The sequence below is a fragment of the Granulicatella adiacens ATCC 49175 genome, from assembly GCF_025150565.1.
Taxonomy (GTDB): domain Bacteria; phylum Bacillota; class Bacilli; order Lactobacillales; family Aerococcaceae; genus Granulicatella; species Granulicatella adiacens.
Genome location: NZ_CP102283.1, coordinates 654,289 through 675,741, shown reverse-complemented (window position 1 = coordinate 675,741; position 21,453 = coordinate 654,289). Strand labels below are relative to the sequence as shown.

Here is a 21,453-nt window from a genome sequence, read left to right as displayed (position 1 = left end):
TTTTAATTTATTTCAATAAAAAAAGTGCTACAGCCTTGAGACTGTAACACTCTGCATTTCTTATTAACGTAACGCACCAATAGCACGTGCGATTTCTTCATTAGAACTTCCTGGTTTAATCTCGAAAGTTCCAGTCCAGATGTTTTCAGCGATATTATTTGTTGTTAAGTAATCAACAAATTCTTTGGCACTCTTAATTAATCCAGCTTTTTCTAATTTTTCAGCAACATCATTTGATGATTCACCTTCTTCAACTGTAATAGATACAGGTTTTGAAGATTGAGTAGTTGCTGCTTCTGTTGTTGAAGCTTGAGTCGTAGCTGAAGCACTTGTTGACGATGCTTTACTACTTGATTCTTTTTCAGCTAATAAAGATTCGTAAGCGGCTTTATAGCTTGCTTCATTTGCTCCTTCAGTAACGATTGGCAAATTCACTGCATCCAATTGGCTTTTCAATGATTGCGGAACTAATGGCCAAATCACTGTTACCAATGCTAAAATTAACGCTGCTACTAAGAAGCCCATTCCTAAAGAACGAAATTTCGTTTTACTCATGTTCTTCTTCCTCCTTATTTCGCATCTGCTTCAAAATAATTATCAATCACTAATTGTACTGTTGAAACAGGTACATTCAATTGCTCAGAAATTGTTTCTACTGAATTTCCATGGCTAAATAATGTAATAATTTGTTGTTTAGTTACATTGTGTAGACGACCAGATTCTTCCACAGCAACTTCTTCTACTGTAGTTACTTCTTCTTCAACGGGAGTCGTTTCTTGAACTACCTCTAAAACTGGTTTTTCAGCAACACGAACTTCTGCTTGTTTTGCAGCGCGAACTTCTTCGTAAGTTGGCTCAACTGATGGTCCTTTGTATACAGTTGTCCCTTCTAATTCTTGAATTTTTTTCTTTAATGAATATACTTCACGATTTAATTCCAATAAACCTTCCGCTAATTCATCAATCTCCTCTTCATTTTGATTATCCTTTAAGAATAGTGAAATGAATAAGAAAAATACTGCTAATGCTAATAACGCTAGAACTACAACCCATACGTGCATTTTTTCACCTCATTAAATAATATTTTTTTCCTTTCATCCTATTTTAAATAATGTTAGAGAAAATATCAAGGTTCACGGCAGAGTTTATCATTTTGTTAAGCATTTGTCATAATGTGAAATATATTGATGTTTTACTGAAAAATAAAAATCTTTACCTTATTTCATCCGAATGGAATGAGCAGGTAAAGATTTTTCATTTATCCGAATCCATCCTTTATTGATTGATTCGTTTTTCTTTTTGACTTAATATTAATAGATTTTCTCGAAGTTCTTGCTCCATTTGTGTCAATTCATATTCTGCTTTTCTACGTTTTTGACGACCTTCTTGTTGAATCAAGATCGTTTCTTCTAACGTTTCAATTAAGTCTTGTTGTGTCTTTTGAAGTGTTTCTAAATCGATAATACCTCGTTCATTTTCACGAGCTGTTTCAATCGTCGAAATTTTCAACATTTCCGAATTCTTTTGAATTAATTGGTTCGTTGTTTCAGACACTTGTCGTTGCGCTGTAACCGCATCTTTTTGACGAAGTAATGTCATTGCAATCGCAATTTGATTTTTCCATAAAGGAATCGTTGTTGTAATAGAAGATTGAATTTTTTCTGCCAATGTTTGATTCGTATTTTGAATTAAGCGAATTTGTGGTGCTTGTTGAATCGTCATCTGGCGCGTTAATTTCAAGTCGTGATTTCTTTTTTCCAAACGATCAAGGAACTGATGCAAATCATTAACGGTTTGTACATCCATTTGGTCTCCAGTTTCTTGGGCTTTCTTCATGGCTTCAGGAATTAATGTTTGTTGCATTTCTTCAATTTTTAATTCCCCTGCAGCAATATAGATGCTTAATGCTTCAAAAAATTCTTTATTTCGTTGATAGAGCTGTTCAAGAGATAAATTATCATTTAATAAGCCATTTTTTTCATGGTCTAATTTCACAGCAATCTTATCTACTTGAGATCCAACTTCTTGATATTTCGATTGCATTTCGTAAATAGATTTCTTCACACGTCCAAAAATTTTACGGAAAATATTAGAGTCCTCTGCCACTAAATCTTGTGGATTCGTCTCGTTGAGGCGCATCATCAATTCATTTAAGGTGTCGCCAATTTCTCCAGTATCTTTATTTTGAACATGGGCAAGCATTGAATGTGAAAACTCCCCTAATTGCTTTTGAGCTCCCGCACCATAACTAATAATGGCTTGCATATTTTTTTCATCGATTTGTTTCGCTAAAGCTCGAGCTTGTTCTTGTTGTTTCTCGGGCAATGAATCCACCAAAGCCTTTTGTGGTTCCACTTGTTCTTGTGGAAAATCAGCCGAAACATCTTGTAAACTTGTATTTTTCACAACATCCTCACCAAAGGGATTTTGAATGAGGGCATCTACCATGCTAGTTTTTTCTTCTGTCATTTTATTTTGCTCCTTTACCTTTTTCTAGAATCTTTCGAGAGACATAGTCCATTTCTGCTTCAGAATTTTGAATTCTATCTTTTTGGAAATGTAAATAATCTTCTTCTAACTTCTCACAAGTGAGTTCAATCTTTTCAGCCAATTCTTGCAACGTTTGATAAGTTTCACTACCTTTAACAGGTTGTTCACTCATCTTCCGGTAGGCTGTTGTCATTTCTTTTAACGAAGGCACACAAGTATGCACAAACAAATCCGCATCTGGTAACTTTTCTGGATTTGCCACAAGTTCTCTAAAGTAATCCTTCATTGTTATAGAAGTATTATAGCGATTCGCAATAATTCTGAGTTTTGTATACCCTTGGATATTGTCCTCAATTTCGTTGATTTGATCTTTTACGACCGCCATTTTTTGTCTAAAATACTCAATATCCTGTTTGGAAAGTCCAGATTGTTCATACCCTTCTTGTACTTTAGTGGAAGTCTTTTTCAAAGGTTTCTTTGTTTTTTCAAAAAATGATTGAACCTCCATCTCTCGAGGAAATAGAACAAAAAAGAAAATGGCAAGTAATAAAACAGTTACTACTATCCCTTTTTTCATTGAGCCATCCACATAATCCGCCAATCTATACGTTAACAAGATAAAAAAGCTCAATTTTATTAGTCTAAACCACTGTTTCATGGCATTCCCTCCTTATAGCATTATTGTATCATTCTCATCTTGTTAAACATGGTACTTAAGGCCGATTTTTATATGATTTTTATTCAAAAAAACTGAGCCGAATTTCTCAGGCTCAGTTAAAATTTTACTATTCTGCTTCCGAAACTAATGCTTCTGGGAAGTGTTCGCGTACAATTGCTGCACAACGATGACATAAAGTTGGTGCATCTTCTAATGTTCCTACTTCAATCTTCACAGCACGGCAACGTTCACAAGTTTCACCTTTGGCATGTTCAACAACGACTTTCACGCCTTCGCCTTCAACCGCATTCGCTGGAGCTTCAACTCCTTCTGCAGCCACTTCTAATTCACTTACGATGAATAATTGAGCAACATTGGTGTTTAAGCTGTCTAATAAAGCACGAACTTCATTAGATGGGTAAAGCGTTACTTTTGCCTCGAAGTTCTTACCGATTAATTTCTCGTTACGAGCTTCTTCTAAAGCTTTCAAAGCAGTGTTACGAACTTTGAAGAATTCAGCCCATTGTGCTAATACTTCCTCTTTGTTTTCGTAATTTTCAACTGCTGGGAAATCAGCTAATTGAACATAAGCTTCTTCTTCCTTCAAGTATTTCCAAACTTCTTCACTCGTGTGAACTAAGATTGGACTTAGTAATTTCGTTAATTTCACTAAAATATCGTAGATGACTGTTTGCATTGCACGACGTTGGTAGTTATCTTCATGTTCGATATACACAACGTCTTTTGCAAAGTCTAAGTAAAATTGTGATAAATCAACGGTACAGAAGTTCATCACTGTTTGGTAAATAGTTGAGAACTCGTAGTTTTCATACGCTTCTTCAATGGTCTTCACAACATCATTGAAACGAATCATCATGTATTGGTCCACACTACGTAGGTCTTTAAACGCTACGGCATGTTTAGATGGTTCGAAGTCTGTAGTGTTCGCTAACATAAAGCGCATTGTGTTACGAATCTTACGGTATGCTTCAGAGATTTGGTTTAAGATTTCAGTACTGATACGTACGTCTGATTCATAGTCCACAGAAGATACCCATAGACGAATAATGTCTGCCCCTTTTGTTTGCATCTCTTTTGCAGGTGAGATGACGTTTCCTAGAGATTTACTCATCTTCTTACCTTCTCCGTCCATTACGAACCCTTGAGAAAGAACCGCTTTATAAGGTGCTTGTTTATGAACCGCTACACTTGTTGTTAAACTTGAGTTGAACCATCCACGGTATTGGTCTGATCCTTCTAAGTATAAATCAGCTGGGAATGTTAATTCTGGACGAACGCTTAATACGCCAGCATGTGAGCTACCTGAGTCGAACCATACATCCATGATGTCCATTTCTTTTGTAAATGTTCCATTTGGACTGCTTGGATGTGTGAACCCTTCTGGTAATAAGTCTTTTGCTTCACGCTCGAACCATACGTCAGAACCGAATTCTCCTACTAGTTTAGCAACGTGTTCGATTGTTTCTGGAGTGATGATTGGTTCTCCGTTTTCACCGTAGAATACAGGAAGTGGAACCCCCCATACACGTTGACGAGAGATAACCCAGTCACCACGGTCGCGAACCATGTTATAAATACGGACTTGACCTGATGGATGATACCATTTCACATCATTTTCAATCACATCTAAGATATCTTGACGGAACGTATCGATTGACGCAAACCATTGTGGAGTTGCACGGAAGATAACTGGTTTCTTCGTTCTCCAGTCATGTGGGTAACTATGCACGAAATAGCTTAGTTTTAGTAATGAACCATTGTCAGCTAACATGTCTGTAATGACTTTATTTGCTTTAGCATAGAACATTCCTTCAAAACCAGGAGCTTCCGCCGTGTAATGACCTTGGTTATCCACTGGTGATAATACATCTAAGTTGTATTTACGTGAATAGTAGAAGTCGTCTTCCCCGTGTCCAGGAGCTGAGTGAACTAAACCAGTACCCGCATCAAGCGTTACGTAGTCCCCTAGCATCACTAGTGATTCACGTTCGTAGAATGGATGCCATGCTGTTGCATATTCCAATTCATTTCCACGGAATTCTTTTACTACTTCCACTGATTCCCAACCTAGAGTTTCAGCAAGTGAGTTCACTAATTCTTTTGCTACTACAAAAGTACCTTTTTCAGTTTTCACTTCTGCGTATACATAGTCAGGATGTACGAAAATCCCTAAGTTTGCTGGAAGTGTCCAAGGAGTTGTTGTCCAAATAACGAATGACGCATCATCAGATACAACACCTTTTCCGTCTTTCACTTTGAACGCCACATAAATAGATGGGCTTTCTACGTCTTTATATTCAATTTCAGCTTCGGCAAGTGAAGATTCACTTGATGGAGACCAGTAAATAGGTTTTAACCCTTTGTAAATATAGCCATTTTCAGCCATTTTACCAAATACACGAATTTGTTCTGCTTCGAATTCTGGTTGAAGCGTTAGGTACGGATTATCCCATGTACCAGTAACTCCTAAACGTTTAAATTCCGCACGTTGGTTGTCCACTTGACGTAATGCGTATTCCGCACATAATTTACGGAATTCAGCAATTGATAATTTTTTACGGTCAACCCCTTCAGCATTCGCAAGAGCTTGCTCGATTGGAAGTCCATGTGTATCCCATCCTGGAACATACGGCGCACGGAATCCGCTCATTGATTTACTACGAACAATAAAGTCCTTCGAAATTTTGTTTAAGGCATGTCCCATATGAAGTGCACCATTAGCATATGGTGGTCCATCATGAAGAACGAATGATGGTTTCCCTTCATTCTTTGCTTGACGTTGTCCGTATACATCGGCTTCTTCCCATTCTTTTTGATACTCTACTTCTTTTGTTGGTAAGTTCCCACGCATTGGAAATTCTGTTTTCCCAATTTGTAAGGTTTCCTTCATTTTCATCAAATTTCCTCCTTAATTAGACTTCTCTTACAATCATTGTTCCGCAAAATATAAAAAAGCCCCTGCAAACAGCAGGGGCGAAATCAATTCCGCGGTACCACCCATATTTACAAATGATATTCATTTGCCTAGGTAAATTGTTAACGCCATTTAAGCGACCCTTCTTAATCTATCATGTATTTCAGAAAAGTTTCCAAGAGATGATTCTTGCTATAAACAGGGACTGCCAACCTTCCACCTACAATCGGCTCTCTAAAAAGTATATTTACACAAGTTGTTCTCTTCATTGAACAGATAAATTTTACGCTATTTCAAAATATTTTGCAACCTTTTACTTTTTTAAAAGGAGAAAACCGGCTCACATTGTGAACCGGTTTGAGGGCAGACTATTTTTCATGATTATAAGGGCTGGTTAGGTGGGCCCTTATAGGCAATGATTGTTTCTTTCCTATTCTCTTTTTTTACCTTTTTTCGTAAAGATTAATCCTAATCCACCGAGTGAAGCTAGGATTGCTCCTACTAGACCTGGAGTTGCATCCTCAATACCTGTATTTGGTAAAGCTTCTTTTTCAGATTTAGCACTTGCTTGTTGAGCAGGAGCTGCAGGTGTTTTACCACCTTCGTTTGCTGCAGCAACCACACCACCACGATTTGCTTGAGTACCAGAATCTACTTGAGTAGAAGAATTATCTGGAGTTGATGGATTCACCGGTGCTGTAGGATTGCTTGGTGTTGAAGGATTAGAAGGGACTACTGGATTACTTGGTGTAGCAGGCGATGCAGTTTTAAATGTTACTGCATATAAACTAAAGTGACCTACATGTAATGTTACAGAATTGCCTTCCCCTTTAGTAAATTTAATTGGGCTAGCAGTTTCTCTATCATCAGTTACAAAGTATGCATTATCGACTTCTTTATCTACTGGGAAAGTAACTTTTGCTTCTCCATTTACCGCTACAGCACTTCCATCTTTTGCCGCAAAAGTAATTTCATAAGCTTGGTATTCTTTTCCGTCAAGGCTCTTAATCGTTCCACTTACTTTTTCAACCTTAAGCATCTTAATCTTCTTATCCAAGTATTTAGTTGGAACTTCAACAACTACTGGAGTATCTCCATTTTCGTCTTCAAATCTCGCAATACCTGTCTTCTTATCAATCGTTACCTTCACACCTTCTGTTTCGTATAGAGGTAATTCGATGTTTGGTTGATTTGGAGTTGGTTTTTCTGGATCTGGAGTTGGCTTCTCTGGATCTGGAGTTGGTTTCTCTGGATCTGGAGTTGGCTTCTCTGGATCTGGAGTTGGTTTCTCTGGATCTGGAGTTGGTTTCTCTGGATCTGGAGTTGGCTTCTCTGGATCTGGAGTTGGCTTCTCTGGATCTGGAGTTGGCTTCTCTGGATCTGGAGTTGGCTTCTCTGGGTCCGGATTTGGTTGAGGCTCTTCCGTTTCCTTCACTTCTTTCAACTCTTCCACTAATCGTTGAACCGCATTTGGTGTCAATAGATTTTGTTCAGCAAGTCCTTCTTTATAAGCAATGAGACCAGCTAAGTATGCTTTCACTTCTTTACGGTCAATTTTACTTACTCGATCGATTTCTGCTTTAAGCGCTGACTCATCTACTGGAGTATCGGCTTCCACTGGTAATACAAAACGTAATTCTGCAGCAGAAATATGTCCATAGTCCCCATAAGTTTCATTACCAGTAAAGATAGCTTTCTTCACTTTAATTGGAGCACCAAAGTTAACAACCTTCGTCTTAGCATCATTTCTCCAACCTTGGAAGCTAAAGTGATGTTCTTTGTCATTTTCGTCAATGACTGTTAAACTTCCGCTCATCACTCGTCCATTTGCACCAGATTGTCTTGGTACATATTCAAAGCGAGTTGATTCAAGTGGAGTCTTAAATGTTACTTTAAGAGATTGTCCTAAGCTATCCACTCCATATGGTGTATGCCACAATGTATTTGGATTATTATCAAATGCATAGTAAGGATTATCTACATTTTCATAAGGAGCTTCAATTCCTCCGTCAGCAATATCATCCCAAGTAGGACTTGTACGTTTTTCTTGAAGGGCTTCTTTTGCTTCTTGCACTCTTTGTACTAAAGCTTTTGCATCTTCAATACTAATATCATCTTCAGCTTCTAATAGAGCAGCAACTGCATCTTTATACGCATTTAGAGATTCAGATTTGTAATTTCCGTTAACGACTGGTGTGTTCTTTTCAAATGCATCATCAACAATCATCTTACCAGTTAACTTAATTTCTTCAATTTCTAGGTTATCCATCATGAAGTCTTTATAACCTTTGAAGTTGATTTCGTTATTATTTGTGTCACCTTTTGTATCGGCACCACGAGCATTTGAGTAAATACCAACCCAAGTGTTTCCACCTTTTTCACCTGTTACGTAGAAGCTTACTCTCTTAGGTTTTGAAGATTTTTCCCAAGTATTTTCTAAATCGTATTTTGTTAATTTACTACGACGACTATTTTCTCCATTACCAATTACGAATGAGTATGCTCCATTAGATCCTGCTTCGTAATCGAATGTTACTTTATAAGTTTTACCTTCTTCAAAGCGGAAGTTTTGAGGAATTGTTTGGTAAACAAGTTTATCATATCCTGATAAACCATTTGTCTTCAATGACCAATCCCCTTCAATTACGTCGTTGACTTTCTTACCATTCCATCCACGTTGAGTATATGGTTCATGTTTTTCAGATAAGTGAGTTCGGTTATCTTGAACCCCTTCTACATCCCCAACTACAAATGGGAAGATTCCTTGAGGCACCTCTTCAAAGTTTTGTTTGAATTTACCAGAACCTGTATCGTGGTTATCACCATACATGACTGATTTATTTTCAAACACACGAATTTCATCGAAGTAAGTTGCTTTTTCATCAGCATCACGACCAAGTTCTAATGTTACGTTAGAAACATCATCCCCTGTAGTAAAGTATACATACATATTTTGGAAGTAACTTGTATTATCGATTGTTGCATTCTTTTTCAATGTGTTATGAGCATGTGCTTGAACATAGTTTTTCGCAATTGATTTATTCGTGTAATTTGAAATTACTTTATCGCCAACGCGAACTGTAATATCTGCACGAGCATCACTACGGTTATCTACTCCTACATAAACTGCATATTTCGTATTTGGTTTCAAATCAGTTAATCGTTGTTTCAAGGTTACTCTTTGTTTGTTTCCTTGAATACGAAGCATTTCGTTTGCACCTTGAGATTTCACAATTTCTGCATGTTCTGCATCTCCTGTTTTTTCCCAATGATCTAATGTTCCACTGTTGAAACCTTGGTCGTAGATGTGTAATCCTTCACTCCATACCATTGTCTTTTTGCCTTGAGGAGCTTTATAAAGTACATATGGTTGGTATGCGTCCCCTGTAATTTGAACCTTACGATCTGCGCCAACTGTTAATTCAACAACATCTTGTTTTCCTTGGTCTGTTAAACGATAGAGGTATACTTTATCTCCAGTCCAATCTTCTGGAAGTGTCCATTCAGTTGTTCCAGTTGTGTTTGTAAAGAAGTACATTTTTTCTTTGTCACCTGTTAAAGGTTTACCATTTTCATCCCAGTTCCATGGAACTAAATAGCTACCACCATTTTCGATGACACGACCATTTAATGTAGTCACACGTTTACGGTAATCTGGACTATTTGGATCATTGGATTGACGAACGATTTTCACTTCGTCCCCTTTGTCATTTGTTAAATGTACTTCCATTTCTGGTGTCCACTTATAGTTTTGACCGTTATCGCTCATTGCAACTGGGTTTCCATTAATCCATTTAGTTACTTTGTAGTGTTGGAAATACTTCGTCATAATGTTGTTTTCGAAGAGGTTACGAATATATCCTTCGTAGTCGCTTCGACCTTGCCATCCTTCGAAGTCTTTCATGTTATATCCACCAAGTAATGGATAGTTTGCAGCCCCACCATAGCTTGGATAGTCGCCTACCCATGAGTCTTTTTGATGGTTACGGATGAATCGAGTGATATTTGAGTTGATTCCTTTCAGTGTATATCCACCGTAAGTTAAGTCAGCTGCCCAGTGTTGGAATGTTGAATCATATTCCGCACCATAACCCCACTCAATTGTCATTCTCCAACCTTGAGAATTAATTTCTTTAGAGATGATATGAGTTGGCCAAGCAGAGTTATCTCCTGATTGTCCATTTCCCCATACGTCTAGATAAATGAAATCAAGTCCTTCTCCTAATTTTTCTTTCAATTCTTTCCAACGTTGGAGACGGTTGTGAGCTAAGTCATAGCTAGCATCAATATTAATCCCTTGGTCTAACCAGTTCCAACCATACATGTAAGTTCCGTCTGGATTCTTACGAAGAATTGCTTCACTAAAGTATTTAGACTCTGGATATGTTTCAGAAGCGTTTACGTGAATACCGATTTTTGCACCGTATTCTCTTGCTCTTGCTAACAGTTTCTTGAAGTCTTCAACTCCACCAATTCTCTTACCGATATCTGCATAGTTTAAGTGACCTGAGTCGTGACCTTCACTACCATATCCTTTAAGAAGGATTGATTGACCTAAGCCATCTGTGTGTAAGTTAATCTTCTTAATACCATCTAAGGTCATTAAGAATGGGTTTTGCGCTTGAGAAGCGAAGTTCATCGCAATACGATAAGCGACTAAATCTGGAACAGATTCTGCTCCTTTTGGATTGTTCATGATATTACGATATGCAATCGCACCATCTTGCCAGTCCACGACATTATCTTTATTTAAGTCTTTTGTAATAACAACTTTTGAACTTGGTAATTCTAAAGTATATTCAGGGTATACCAAATTCTTATAAGCACGTTGATACCAATAAGGTGAACTTTGAATTCCTAAGTAGTTTACACCTTCAACTCTTTGTAATGCAGTAGTTAGACGTGCAAAGTCATTTCCTTGATAAGTGAATTGTGAGTTACTCCAAACTGATGCTGACAATTCATTTGAGGAAACAAATCCATACATAAATCCATAAGTATACTCATTCATTTTTCCAGAGTGTAAATCTAAATGGTAATCTCCAGATCTATGAGTGTTTGTAGACATTTGAGCCCCATCAAATTTGGCATTTTGTTTGTTAGAGCCTACTGAAACAAGTGTATTTCCAGGGAATTCAATGGTTTGAATAAGTTTACGAACATTGTCTACCGGTTTGCCCATTTCAACGTTATTTTTATTGACTACTTTAGTAACGTCAAAATGCATTTCGTTTCCAACTAATTGTAATTTAACAGTAATCTCAGCATTGATAAATTCATCATCATTTCTTACTGTCATCACATACTCAGCTGTTTTATCGTCAATTTTACGATATTGAACTTCTGGTTTTACTAAAACGCCATTGATAGACATTTTATCAATTTTTTGAACTTGACCTGTTAATGTCTTACCATCTAATTCATATTCTTTCACACGTGGAAACGCAGTATCAATAATCGCTTTTAATGTTTCAGATTGTAGCGTTTCATAATGAACATCTTGGTCGTTTCTAGCAAGACCATCATCCACTGGATTATTTGGTTCATTATCTTGTCTTACATTTTCTTGGTTATCTGCTTTAATCGATACTGAAGTTAATTCTGATCCCCAAGTACCTGCTTTTAAGTAAACTTTTTTGATACCCGCTAAAGCATTTTTCACTGCCTCTGGGACAACCTCAGTACTAAATAAGTTTTGTCCATTATTCGTTGCGTTTAATTGACCATCTTTTTTATAAACAATAGAAAGATGATTTTCTTCACCAATAGCAGGCGCTTCTACACGAGTCTTGCTATACCAAGTGTTTACACCTGGTCCTTTGTATTGCCAGAACCAACCACCTTTGTCATATCCTACAAAGATGTTGTTGTCATTATCTTTATATTTTAGATAGACACCAAATCGAGTTTCAGCAGGTGCTGTATTGGCTTTAAAGGTTAAATCAATGTTGACATTTCCTTCTTCATCTGCTTGTAAGCCTTGTTTTTCGAATAAAGCTTCATTGGCTCCGTTGTCATTAGATGATGTTGAAGTTAATTTATTGTAACGAACGCCACCTTCTTCAACAACCTCTACTTTCCCTTTTACTCTACTAGAAGAATCCCATTCTTTCGTTGGAGCTGTTTTTTCAGTTGCTTCTCTATTTTCTCCAGTAGCAGCTGTTGCAGCTTTTTCTTCTTCAGATTTTTTCTCTACTGTTTTATCTTCTTTTTCTTTTGCTTCCTCAGCTTTAGCACCTGTTTCAGTTTTACCCGTTTCAACATGTTCAGTTGCTGTTGCTTCAGTAGCTTTTTCTTCTTTATTGGTTACTTCTCCAGTTCCTTCTTGAGAAGTTGCTTCAGTACCTTCCTTTGCAGAAGCTTCCGTAACCGGTTTTTCTTCGGAGCTATTCTTAGGTGTCTGCGTGTCTGCTGCTGTTACTTCAGATACCGCTTCCCCTGATTTCTCCTCAGTATTTTGTACAGCTTCATGATTTGGTGCATTTTCAGTTGCAGTTGCAGTTGCAACGACTTCTGTTCCAGCTACTTCAGTAGCAGAAACAGGTTGAAGTGTGCCAAAAAAGAAAGCCCCAATAATCACAGAACAAGTTCCGACCGTGAGCTTTCTTATAGAGAAGCGCTGTCTCTTCTCCATATTTTTGTGTTTATACATAATACCCCTCCTTAATATTATAAAAACGTTTCCATAAATAATTTTAGCATTTTAATAATCTTGGCACATGAACGTTCTTGCTCTTTACTTATACTTTTTTGCTCTTTTTTAAACCGCTTCCATTTTGTTTATTATTTAACAAAATTTAAATGCAAAAAAGTCCTTAGCACAAATAGTGCTAAGGACCTCATTTTATTTTTGTCCCATATCTTTGACTTTCATAATACGAGTAATGCTTGCGCGTTCATTTTCTTCAAGTTTCATTTCGATAAAGTAAATCGTTTCTTCTAATTGTGGGATCAATCGATATTCAAGGGCGTTTACACGACGTCTTGTTTTCTCGATTTCATCTGCAAGAAGTTGGCAAGTTTTTTCAATCTCTGTCAATTCTAGTAGATCATTTAACACATCTGAGATTTGCTCTACAGAATCATCAATCTCACTGTTTGAGTTTAAGTAACCATATTTGAAGTCACTTTCCTCATTTTCATCTTTCACAGTGAAATTCATTTCTGGAACATATACACTCATAATGTTCTTTTCTTGAAGATCTAAGGATACGCTTTGAGGTGGAATCGCCACGAGCTCTTCAATGAACGCTTCTTCTAATGTTGCCTTTGCAAGAACGAAGCTCTTCATCCCTTCTACGAGACGAGTTTCAACCGCATCACGTAACGCATTATTTTTTCGAATTAATTCGATGAACTGACGCATTAACTCATCTTGTTTATCCTTTAGGAGTTTATGCCCCCTTTTTGACACGACAAGACGATGCTTTAATTTCGTCAATTCCATTCGGGTTGGTTTGACATTCAATCGTGTCAAAGGAATCACTCCCCTTCCGGAAGGTATTCATCTAATAACTCATCCTTAATCCGTTTCAATTCCGTACGTGGAAGGATTGATAAGAGTTCCCATCCAAGGTCTAATGTTTCTTGGATTGAACGGTTCGTGTAGAAACCTTGTCCAACATATTCACGTTCAAAGCGTTCTGTAAACTCTACATATTTCTTATCCGTTTTTGATAATGCAGATTCTCCTAATACAACTGCAAGTTCTTTAGCTTGTTTACCAGTCGCATAAGCCGCGAACAATTGGTTCATCGTTGGCGCGTGGTCCTTACGAGTCTTTCCTTCACCTGAACCTTTATCTTTTAAACGAGATAATGAAGGTAGTACATTAATTGGAGGTTGAATCCCTTGTTTATCAAGAGCACGGTCCAAAATGATTTGTCCTTCTGTAATATATCCTGTTAAGTCAGGAATTGGGTGAGTAATATCATCTTCAGGCATTGAAAGGATTGGAATTTGCGTTACTGATCCTGGTTTTCCAACGATACGTCCTGCACGTTCGTAAATAGTAGAAAGATTTGTATATAAGTAACCTGGATATCCACGACGTCCTGGAACTTCACGACGAGCCGCTGAAATTTCACGAAGCGCTTCACAGTAGTTTGTCATGTCTGTCATGATAACAAGTACGTGCATTCCTTTTTCAAAGGCTAAGTACTCAGCTGTTGTTAATGCGATTTTTGGAGTCGCAATACGTTCAATCGCTGGGTCGCTCGCTAAGTTTAGGAACATGACTGAACGGTCAATCGCCCCAGTCTTACGGAAATCTTCCATGAAGTATTCCGCTTCATCGAAAGTAATCCCCATTGCAGCAAATACTACCGCGAATTTTTCGTCGCTATTTAATACAGTCGCTTGACGGGCGATTTGAGCTGCTAACTCTTTGTGAGGAAGCCCTGAACCAGAGAATACTGGTAATTTTTGTCCACGAACAAGAGTGTTCAAGTGGTCAATCGCAGAAATCCCTGTTTGAATAAATTCATCCGGATAGTCACGAGAAACTGGATTAATCGCTTGTCCGTTTACATCTAAAGTCGCTTCTGGAAGGATTTCTGGGCCGTCATCCATGACGTTCCCCATCCCATCGAAAATACGACCAATCATGTCTTCAGATACGTTTAATGATAATGGTTTACCGCGGAAACGTACTTTTGTGTCACGAATGTTGATTCCGCTTGGTCCTTCGAAAATTTGAACCATTGCTTTATCTTCGTTTACTTCCAGTACTTGTCCATGACGTAATTCACCATTTTGTAATTGGATTTCAACCAACTCATCATATTTAACGCCTTCGACTTGTTCAACCATCATTAAAGGGCCAACAACTTCACTAATCGTACGATACTCTTTAAGCATGTGTCATCCCTCCATGTTGAATTGTTTTTTCGATATCTGTTTTAATTTGCTCTCTGATTTCATCGAAGCGAGCAATTTCAGATTCTGGAATATATTTTGAACGTGCGATACGATCACGCACATCTTCTGTTCCGTCGATGATTTCAGCATAGTATGAACCGAGTTTCATCGCACGACGCGCTTCTTTTTCAAATGTCAAGATGAGTTCTAACATGCGATATTGTTTCTCACGAGAGGTGAATGTATCGACATCGTCAAACGCATTTTGTTGTAAGAAGTCTTCACGAAGCATTTTAGCGGTCATCATCGTTAGGCGGTCACGTTCAGATAATGATTCAAGACCAACTAAACGAACGATTTCTTCTAAGCTTGCTTCTTCTTGTAAAGTGTTCATGGCATGTTGCACATATTCAGACCAGTTTGCATGTACGTTTTCGTCCATGTATTTACCCACTTCTGGATCATACAATGAGTAAGAAGTTAACCAGTTCATAGATGGGAAGTGACGTTTTTGAGCCAATGTTGCATCTAATCCCCAGAATACTTTAGCTACACGCAATGTATTTTGTGTAACAGGTTCTGAAGTATCTCCCCCTGGAGGTGATACGGCACCGATTGCTGTAATGGTACCTTCACGGCCATCGCTACCTAATGTCTCAACACGTCCTGCACGTTCGTAGTATTCTGCGATACGGCTTCCTAAGTATGCTGGGTAACCTTCGTCCCCTGGCATTTCTTCTAGACGTCCAGACATTTCACGAAGCGCTTCTGCCCAACGTGATGTTGAGTCCGCCATAATAGCTACGTTATAACCCATATCACGGAAGTATTCCGCAATCGTGATACCTGTATAAATAGACGCTTCACGAGCCGCTACAGGCATGTTAGAAGTGTTTGCGATTAAGATGGTACGTTCCATGATAGATTCGCCCGTTGTTGGGTCAATCAATTCTGGGAACTCATTCAATACGTCTGTCATTTCGTTTCCACGTTCTCCACAACCTACGTATACTACGATATCCACGTCTGCCCATTTTGCGATTTGGTGTTGCACCACTGTTTTACCAGCTCCGAATGGTCCTGGTACAGCTGCTGCTCCCCCTTTTGTTACTGGGAAGAAAGTATCGATAACACGTTGTCCTGTTAACATTGGAACTTCCGTATTTTTCTTTACTTTATAAGGGCGCCCACGACGTACTGGCCAACGTTGGATTAAGTTGAAATCGCGCACACCTGATTCTGTTTCGATTTGGTACACTGTATCTTCAATCTTGAAGTTTCCAGCTTCAACTTTAGTTAATTTTCCTTTAACACCGTAAGGCACCATGATTTTATGTTGTACAACTTTAGTTTCTTGTACATAACCGATAATGTCTCCAGCTTCTACTTCTTGACCCACAGCTAGTGTAGGAATGAATTCCCACTCTTTTTCACGATCAAGGGCATCCACGTTTGTACCGCGGACTAAGAAGTCACTTTGTGATACTTCTTTAAATTTATTGAGGGGACGTTGAATCCCATCAAACATTTGAGATACAATCCCTGGCGCCAATTCAACAGATAATGCTTCCCCTGTTGTTTCGACGGGTTCTCCTGGTCCAATTCCTGAAGTTTCTTCATATACTTGAATCGATGCGATATCTTTACGCATTTCAATGATTTCACCGATAAGACCTAAATGACCTACACGACAAATATCTTGAATATTCGCATCTTCCATTCCTTCAGCAGTCACAAGAGGACCTGATACTTTTACGATTCTTCCGATCTTCACTGAGGTACCTCCCTTAGGTTTAATTGGTTGGTTATAAGATGTTTTGTCCAACCGCTTTTTCAACATTTTCTTGAATTCTTGATTTTCCAATTCCTAAAGATCCTTTATGGTTTGGAATAAGGATGATGGCTGGTGAAATTTCTGCATCATAACGACGAATTGTTTCCGGAATCTGACTAGCAATAGCTTCCGTTACATAAATAATCCCAAATTGATTTCCAGCAAGTTCATCAATCGTCTTGCGTGCACTTTGCGCTTCATGGCAAGGATACACGTCAAACCCTAAAATTTTAAAAGGAAGGATGGAATCTTTGTCGCCCACTACAGCAATTTTATGAGACATAAACTGGTCGCATCCTTTCTCTTAATTGTTCTTCAGTAAACTCATTGTCCACACCAACCAGTAATAGACGAAGGTTTTTTACTTCCATCTCTAACGCATGAATATACGCAAGACTTGGCAGCGGTCCAAATGGTTCAAAAGTCGCTTCTTCTAGAATGTGATAAATCAATTCTTCTTTTAATAATTCCAATGCAAAGACTGGATGTTCTTCCTGTTCTAAAATCGCAACAATCTTGTCATAGTATGGAACATGACGATATAGGTCAATAAGAGCCTCTGTGCCCTTATCAAGCACTTCGTCGATTAATAATGTCTTATCGACTGTTCCTTCGCTAGACAATACCCCAATTAAGAATGAGCGTGATTGTTTTTGCTTTGCAGCACGGATTAAGATAGTGATATTCTCCAAATCAATCATAATGTTCACGATTTGATGGATGACTTCTTGATTCATAGTACGGTCGATGAGTCGAAGATGTTTGAAATAGTAGCGATCCATAAATACATCGGCAGCTTCTAAGCGGCCAAAGTTTTCAAAATCAGCATACGCTTCACGAACCCCTTCAATCATAATATCTGGTACATCGAGTGAATCTTGAGTTTCGACTAATTGATTTAAGGTTTCGAAGGAATAACGTCCTAACGGTACACATAAATGCTTTAAGTCTTTTCCAGAGAACTTCGATTTCAGAAGAACTTTTAAATTATGGTAAGTGTAACGAATCGAGAATACATCAAGGAGTGATGCATCCGGAATGAGTTCTAACACCTCATCATAGTTGCGCTTCAAATGGGCATCTAAGACTGGATCGAACTGTCTTGATTCGAGAACTTCTTGTACATCTACCTCATAACTTGTCTTTTGCAAGGCTTCTAATGCTTGTTGTAAGGATTTAGATACGAGAATCCCATTCAATTGTTCCTTGGACAGTAATTGCTGTTCAAGAATACGAACGGTCGTATTCACTCCTGAATAGGCTAAATCATTCATTCCATCCCTCCTTACCCAATGAATGCTTTTCTAGCTAAGATAGGTGAATATTCTTCTTTTAAATCTTCAATTAATGCTTCGAATAAATAGTTATATTCGATACCTTCTTGTTTCAACACAAATCCTGCTTTCTTTGGAAGAGTGGCTGCGTCGATGTGAACGAAATTAAATTGCGAAGTTAACGCAGTTTTGTCTTCCTCGCTCAAACGAGAAACAGTTTCCTCACCAAAAGTAAGTGTTGTTTGTTGTTGTTTTGGTAATTTGCGAATAGCTGACTCGATAAAGAGACGTAATGTTTCCCCGCTCCAGGTAGACATTACTTGTAGAACGTCCTCAAATACACTCTCAAGAAGTTCACGTTTAATGCGCAAGACTTCTTTTTTACTTGCGTTCAAAATAGTCTGTTGCTCTTTTTCGTATTGTGATTTTGCTTCTTGTTTTAATGCAGTTTTCTTCGCCATTTCTTGTTGCGAATATTGTGCATTCATTTGATTGATACGTTCTTCTTGTTCTTTAGTAGCAACCTCAATTCGCTGCTTTGATTCTTTTTCTAAATCCGCTAGAATAAGTTGTTTTAGTTGCTCTAAATCTTTCAAGAATACCCCTCCTCTTAACCTTTGTTAATGATAATTAAGATAGAAGCAAGTAATCCTAAGATTGCGTAAGTTTCAACCATTGCGGCAAAGATAATCCCTTTAGTAGATTCTTCAGGTTTTTTCGCTAAGATTTGTACACCTGCTGCTGCTACTTTACCTTGGGCAATCCCTGAGAATAAACCAGTGAATGCGATTGGTAAAGCTGCCATGAATAAGTATAAACCAGCTGCTAAAGTCATTGAAGCTGACATGTTAATCATGATGAAGAAGGCAACGATGAATCCGTAGATCCCTTGTGTACCAGGTAATAGTTGTAAGATTAATGCTTGAACGAATTTTTCAGGTTGTTCTTTAATTAAGGCAGCAGCTGCTTCACCGGCAATCCCTACCCCTTTCGATGATCCAATCCCTGAGAAGATAATGGCAATTGCCATCCCTAGAGCAGCAAAGATTTGCCCTCCACCATTTTCAGCGAAAAATGTTAACCAGTTTGTCATAATTTTATTTCCTCCATTTATTCTGATTTCTGTTGTTTCATATCAACGTATTTTTCATATGTTTTGAACGGTTTTAATGCGTGTCCACCGCCGTCGTAGAATTTACCAAAGAATTCAACGAACTGTAGACGTAAGCCGTGAACGTAAGCTCCAAGGAATGAAAGGAAAATATTCAACCCTTGTAAAGCTACGATTAAGAAGACACCTGCTGTAAAACGTGCAACTGGTGGAAGGAATCCTACCAACATATTGAACGCACTTGCGATACTTCCCCCTGATACAGCTAGAGCCATTAAACGCGTGTAACTCACGACGTCTGCTACGTATCCACTAATTCCGTACAAGTTATATAGACCGCTCGCTAAACCGCCCCACTTGTTTTCGCTCGTTAGGACAGTTACGACTACAATCGCAACGGCTGCGATAATCGCAATCGATGAACCGATTGTCGCAATCCAAGAAATATTGAGTACCATTGAGCCTAATACATAAAGAATGATACCTGTAATAATGGCTAACCATCCAAGATGACTCGTGTAGGCATCGGCATATGCTTTTTTCTTTAGATTTGAGTAAGCCCCAAGTGATAAGCCGACCATAATCTGAATAACCCCGAAGATAATCGATAAGATCATAATCGTAATAAGGTCATTTGAGAGTGATAGTGGCTGGAATGGTAAATCCGCCCCAAATGCTGATCCAAATATAATCCCCCAAATCATAACGGGGTAGCTTAATAAGTGGAAGAACTTCAAGTTGCGTTTCATTCCTTTATCAAAATGGAAGAACTTCAACATGATGAATGTTCCCAACCAGAGAAGTGCTCCGTATCCTAAGTCCGCTGCCATCATTCCGAAGAATGCAAGATAGAATGGCGCAGTATAAGGAGTTGGATCTAATTCTCCGTATTTTGGTAATCCATACATTTCTGTTAGGTTTTCGAATGGTTGTAAGAAGGCGTTGTTTTCTAACACCGTTGGCACTTCTTCGTACTCCTCTTCAGCAATTTCGAGTGGAAGGAAAACATACTCTCCTTCACCTAATTTTTCTTCTAATTGTATTTCTACTTCTTCTACTGCTTTAGTCGTCATCCAACCTTGAAGAACAAAGACATGTTCCCCATTCACTAATTCATTTTTGGCTTGTTCTTTTTGTAATTCGTTATAGGTAACTTCGGCAGAAAGCTGTAACTTGCGAAGAAGATCTTTTTCTTCTTGTAAGTCGTCTAACACTTTCTTTTTAGCCCCAACAACGGCTTTTTGCGTTTCCAGATTTTTCTTTAACTCAATAGAAGGAGCTTCCTCAAAGGCGTACCATACAATACTGAAATGTGCTTTAGCAAGTTCTGTTTTGGCTTCTAATTGTGCCTTTCTTGGATAAGTCACTAGAAGTCCGATTTCCTCACGCGTATGATACACTTCATGAACAGAAATCAATTCACTGTTCTTCAAAATTTCTAAGTATGCATTATCCACTGCTTGAGGAATGACACCCATCTTTGTCTTCGTATAAGGATGTTTGAAAATATCTTTTGGATAAAAATCAAGAACACTCCACTTACGCAACAGCGTTTCTTTTTCTCTCAGTTCTTTTAATTCATCCTCTTTTTTGCGTAAAGAAGAACGAATATTTTCAACATGTTGAACGAGCTCATCCGTATTCCACTTTGAAACTTCCTCTTGAAGTTCAGAGAGTGTAAACTGTTCTCTTGCAATTTTTAACTTTTGAATCATTGAAGGTTGCTTTTGATTTTTTTCAACAAAAGCAATCGCTGCGTTAATTCCTTCGAACTGTTGTTGAAGAGTATTTACTTCTTGTTCATCAGCATCTTTCAAAACGATGGATTTTTGTGTAAATAGTTCTTTTGCCTGTTCTAGCGAGGTTACTTCTAAAGATTGTAATTCTTGAATAGCATCTAATAAGTCATTTTGCTTTTCTGTAGGAGCAATTAACATGACTTTATTCATTTTAGCTATCGCCATATCTCTTCAACACCTCCTTCACAGTATCCTGAACTAAATCCTGCTTCAGATTATTGAAACGTTCCGTTAACGCATGAATTTCTGCTTTTTCTTCCTCTTTCACTTTCGCTTCAAAAGCCACTCTCTTTTGTTGATTTTTTTCTTTCAACTCCTTAGCGTAAACTTCTAACGATTGTTCCATATTCGATTTTGCTTCATTCACTCTTTGATCTGTTGCTGCTTTCGTTTCAGAAAGCTTTTCGTCGAATTTTTCCTTCAACGCTTTCGCTTCAGATTCAATCGCTAAAACAGAATTTAGAATCTCCTGACTCATGTGACACCTCCAATC

General features: G+C 38.1%; 14 protein-coding genes, 1 pseudogene and 1 other annotated feature. All 15 genes and pseudogenes read right to left on the bottom strand.

Annotated features, from left to right (window positions below):
• Window positions 1-63: 63 nt before the first annotated feature.
• A complete protein-coding gene (locus tag NQ540_RS03475; RefSeq protein ID WP_005605028.1) occupies window positions 64-555 on the bottom strand; it encodes an endolytic transglycosylase MltG in 492 nt (163 codons plus the stop codon).
• A gap of 14 nt (window positions 556-569) precedes the next feature.
• On the bottom strand, window positions 570-1,061 hold the full coding sequence (locus tag NQ540_RS03470) for a helix-turn-helix domain-containing protein (RefSeq protein WP_005605026.1): 492 nt from the start codon (window positions 1,059-1,061) through the stop codon (window positions 570-572).
• Between the two features lie 214 nt (window positions 1,062-1,275).
• Window positions 1,276-2,469 (bottom strand): toxic anion resistance protein, encoded by a 1,194-nt coding sequence (locus NQ540_RS03465; RefSeq protein ID WP_005605024.1) that lies wholly within the window; start codon window positions 2,467-2,469, stop codon window positions 1,276-1,278.
• Window position 2,470: 1 nt separating this feature from the next.
• Complete coding sequence (locus NQ540_RS03460; RefSeq protein WP_005605023.1) at window positions 2,471-3,148, bottom strand: 5-bromo-4-chloroindolyl phosphate hydrolysis family protein; 678 nt, start codon at window positions 3,146-3,148, stop codon at window positions 2,471-2,473.
• 127 nt (window positions 3,149-3,275) lie between these two features.
• The gene (ileS, locus tag NQ540_RS03455; protein ID WP_005605021.1) at window positions 3,276-6,065 is read right to left on the bottom strand and encodes an isoleucine--tRNA ligase; all 2,790 of its coding nucleotides are present in this window, start codon (window positions 6,063-6,065) and stop codon (window positions 3,276-3,278) included.
• A 70-nt stretch (window positions 6,066-6,135) separates the two neighbouring features.
• Window positions 6,136-6,361 (bottom strand) — a binding site (T-box leader).
• A 152-nt stretch (window positions 6,362-6,513) separates the two neighbouring features.
• Window positions 6,514-12,711: pseudogene (locus NQ540_RS03450) on the bottom strand (SpGH101 family endo-alpha-N-acetylgalactosaminidase); the annotation flags it as partial.
• 216 nt (window positions 12,712-12,927) lie between these two features.
• Window positions 12,928-13,560: a V-type ATP synthase subunit D gene (locus tag NQ540_RS03445; protein WP_082160303.1), complete on the bottom strand. Its 633-nt coding sequence runs from the start codon at window positions 13,558-13,560 to the stop codon at window positions 12,928-12,930.
• 5 nt (window positions 13,561-13,565) lie between these two features.
• Window positions 13,566-14,942 carry a V-type ATP synthase subunit B gene (locus NQ540_RS03440; RefSeq protein ID WP_005605013.1) on the bottom strand — a complete coding sequence of 459 codons (1,377 nt, stop codon included), beginning with the start codon at window positions 14,940-14,942 and terminating at the stop codon, window positions 13,566-13,568.
• A complete protein-coding gene (locus NQ540_RS03435) occupies window positions 14,935-16,716 on the bottom strand; it encodes a V-type ATP synthase subunit A (protein WP_039848726.1) in 1,782 nt (593 codons plus the stop codon). Before NQ540_RS03435 ends, NQ540_RS03440 begins: the two co-directional genes overlap by 8 nt.
• A gap of 31 nt (window positions 16,717-16,747) precedes the next feature.
• A complete protein-coding gene (locus tag NQ540_RS03430) occupies window positions 16,748-17,059 on the bottom strand; it encodes a V-type ATP synthase subunit F (RefSeq protein WP_005605011.1) in 312 nt (103 codons plus the stop codon).
• Window positions 17,049-18,050, bottom strand: a complete 1,002-nt coding sequence (locus NQ540_RS03425) for a V-type ATPase subunit (protein ID WP_005605010.1) — start codon at window positions 18,048-18,050, stop codon at window positions 17,049-17,051. The genes NQ540_RS03430 and NQ540_RS03425 overlap by 11 nt, the downstream gene beginning before the upstream one ends.
• An 11-nt stretch (window positions 18,051-18,061) precedes the next feature.
• Window positions 18,062-18,646 (bottom strand): hypothetical protein, encoded by a 585-nt coding sequence (locus NQ540_RS03420; protein WP_005605009.1) that lies wholly within the window; start codon window positions 18,644-18,646, stop codon window positions 18,062-18,064.
• A 14-nt stretch (window positions 18,647-18,660) separates the two neighbouring features.
• A complete protein-coding gene (locus NQ540_RS03415; protein WP_005605008.1) occupies window positions 18,661-19,143 on the bottom strand; it encodes a V-type ATP synthase subunit K in 483 nt (160 codons plus the stop codon).
• A gap of 17 nt (window positions 19,144-19,160) precedes the next feature.
• Complete coding sequence (locus NQ540_RS03410) at window positions 19,161-21,125, bottom strand: V-type ATP synthase subunit I (protein WP_005605007.1); 1,965 nt, start codon at window positions 21,123-21,125, stop codon at window positions 19,161-19,163.
• Complete coding sequence (locus NQ540_RS03405; protein WP_005605006.1) at window positions 21,112-21,438, bottom strand: hypothetical protein; 327 nt, start codon at window positions 21,436-21,438, stop codon at window positions 21,112-21,114. Before NQ540_RS03405 ends, NQ540_RS03410 begins: the two co-directional genes overlap by 14 nt.
• Window positions 21,439-21,453 lie beyond the last annotated feature (15 nt).

Coding starts and splice junctions, on each gene's coding strand:
- NQ540_RS03475 (WP_005605028.1), bottom strand. CDS start 555: ATGAGTAAAACGAAATTTCGTTCTTTAGGAATGGGCTTCTTAGTAGCA.
- NQ540_RS03470 (WP_005605026.1), bottom strand. CDS start 1,061: ATGCACGTATGGGTTGTAGTTCTAGCGTTATTAGCATTAGCAGTATTT.
- NQ540_RS03465 (WP_005605024.1), bottom strand. CDS start 2,469: ATGACAGAAGAAAAAACTAGCATGGTAGATGCCCTCATTCAAAATCCC.
- NQ540_RS03460 (WP_005605023.1), bottom strand. CDS start 3,148: ATGAAACAGTGGTTTAGACTAATAAAATTGAGCTTTTTTATCTTGTTA.
- ileS (WP_005605021.1), bottom strand. CDS start 6,065: ATGAAAATGAAGGAAACCTTACAAATTGGGAAAACAGAATTTCCAATG.
- NQ540_RS03440 (WP_005605013.1), bottom strand. CDS start 14,942: ATGCTTAAAGAGTATCGTACGATTAGTGAAGTTGTTGGCCCTTTAATG.
- NQ540_RS03430 (WP_005605011.1), bottom strand. CDS start 17,059: ATGTCTCATAAAATTGCTGTAGTGGGCGACAAAGATTCCATCCTTCCT.
- NQ540_RS03425 (WP_005605010.1), bottom strand. CDS start 18,050: ATGAATGATTTAGCCTATTCAGGAGTGAATACGACCGTTCGTATTCTT.
- NQ540_RS03415 (WP_005605008.1), bottom strand. CDS start 19,143: ATGACAAACTGGTTAACATTTTTCGCTGAAAATGGTGGAGGGCAAATC.
- NQ540_RS03410 (WP_005605007.1), bottom strand. CDS start 21,125: ATGGCGATAGCTAAAATGAATAAAGTCATGTTAATTGCTCCTACAGAA.
- NQ540_RS03405 (WP_005605006.1), bottom strand. CDS start 21,438: ATGAGTCAGGAGATTCTAAATTCTGTTTTAGCGATTGAATCTGAAGCG.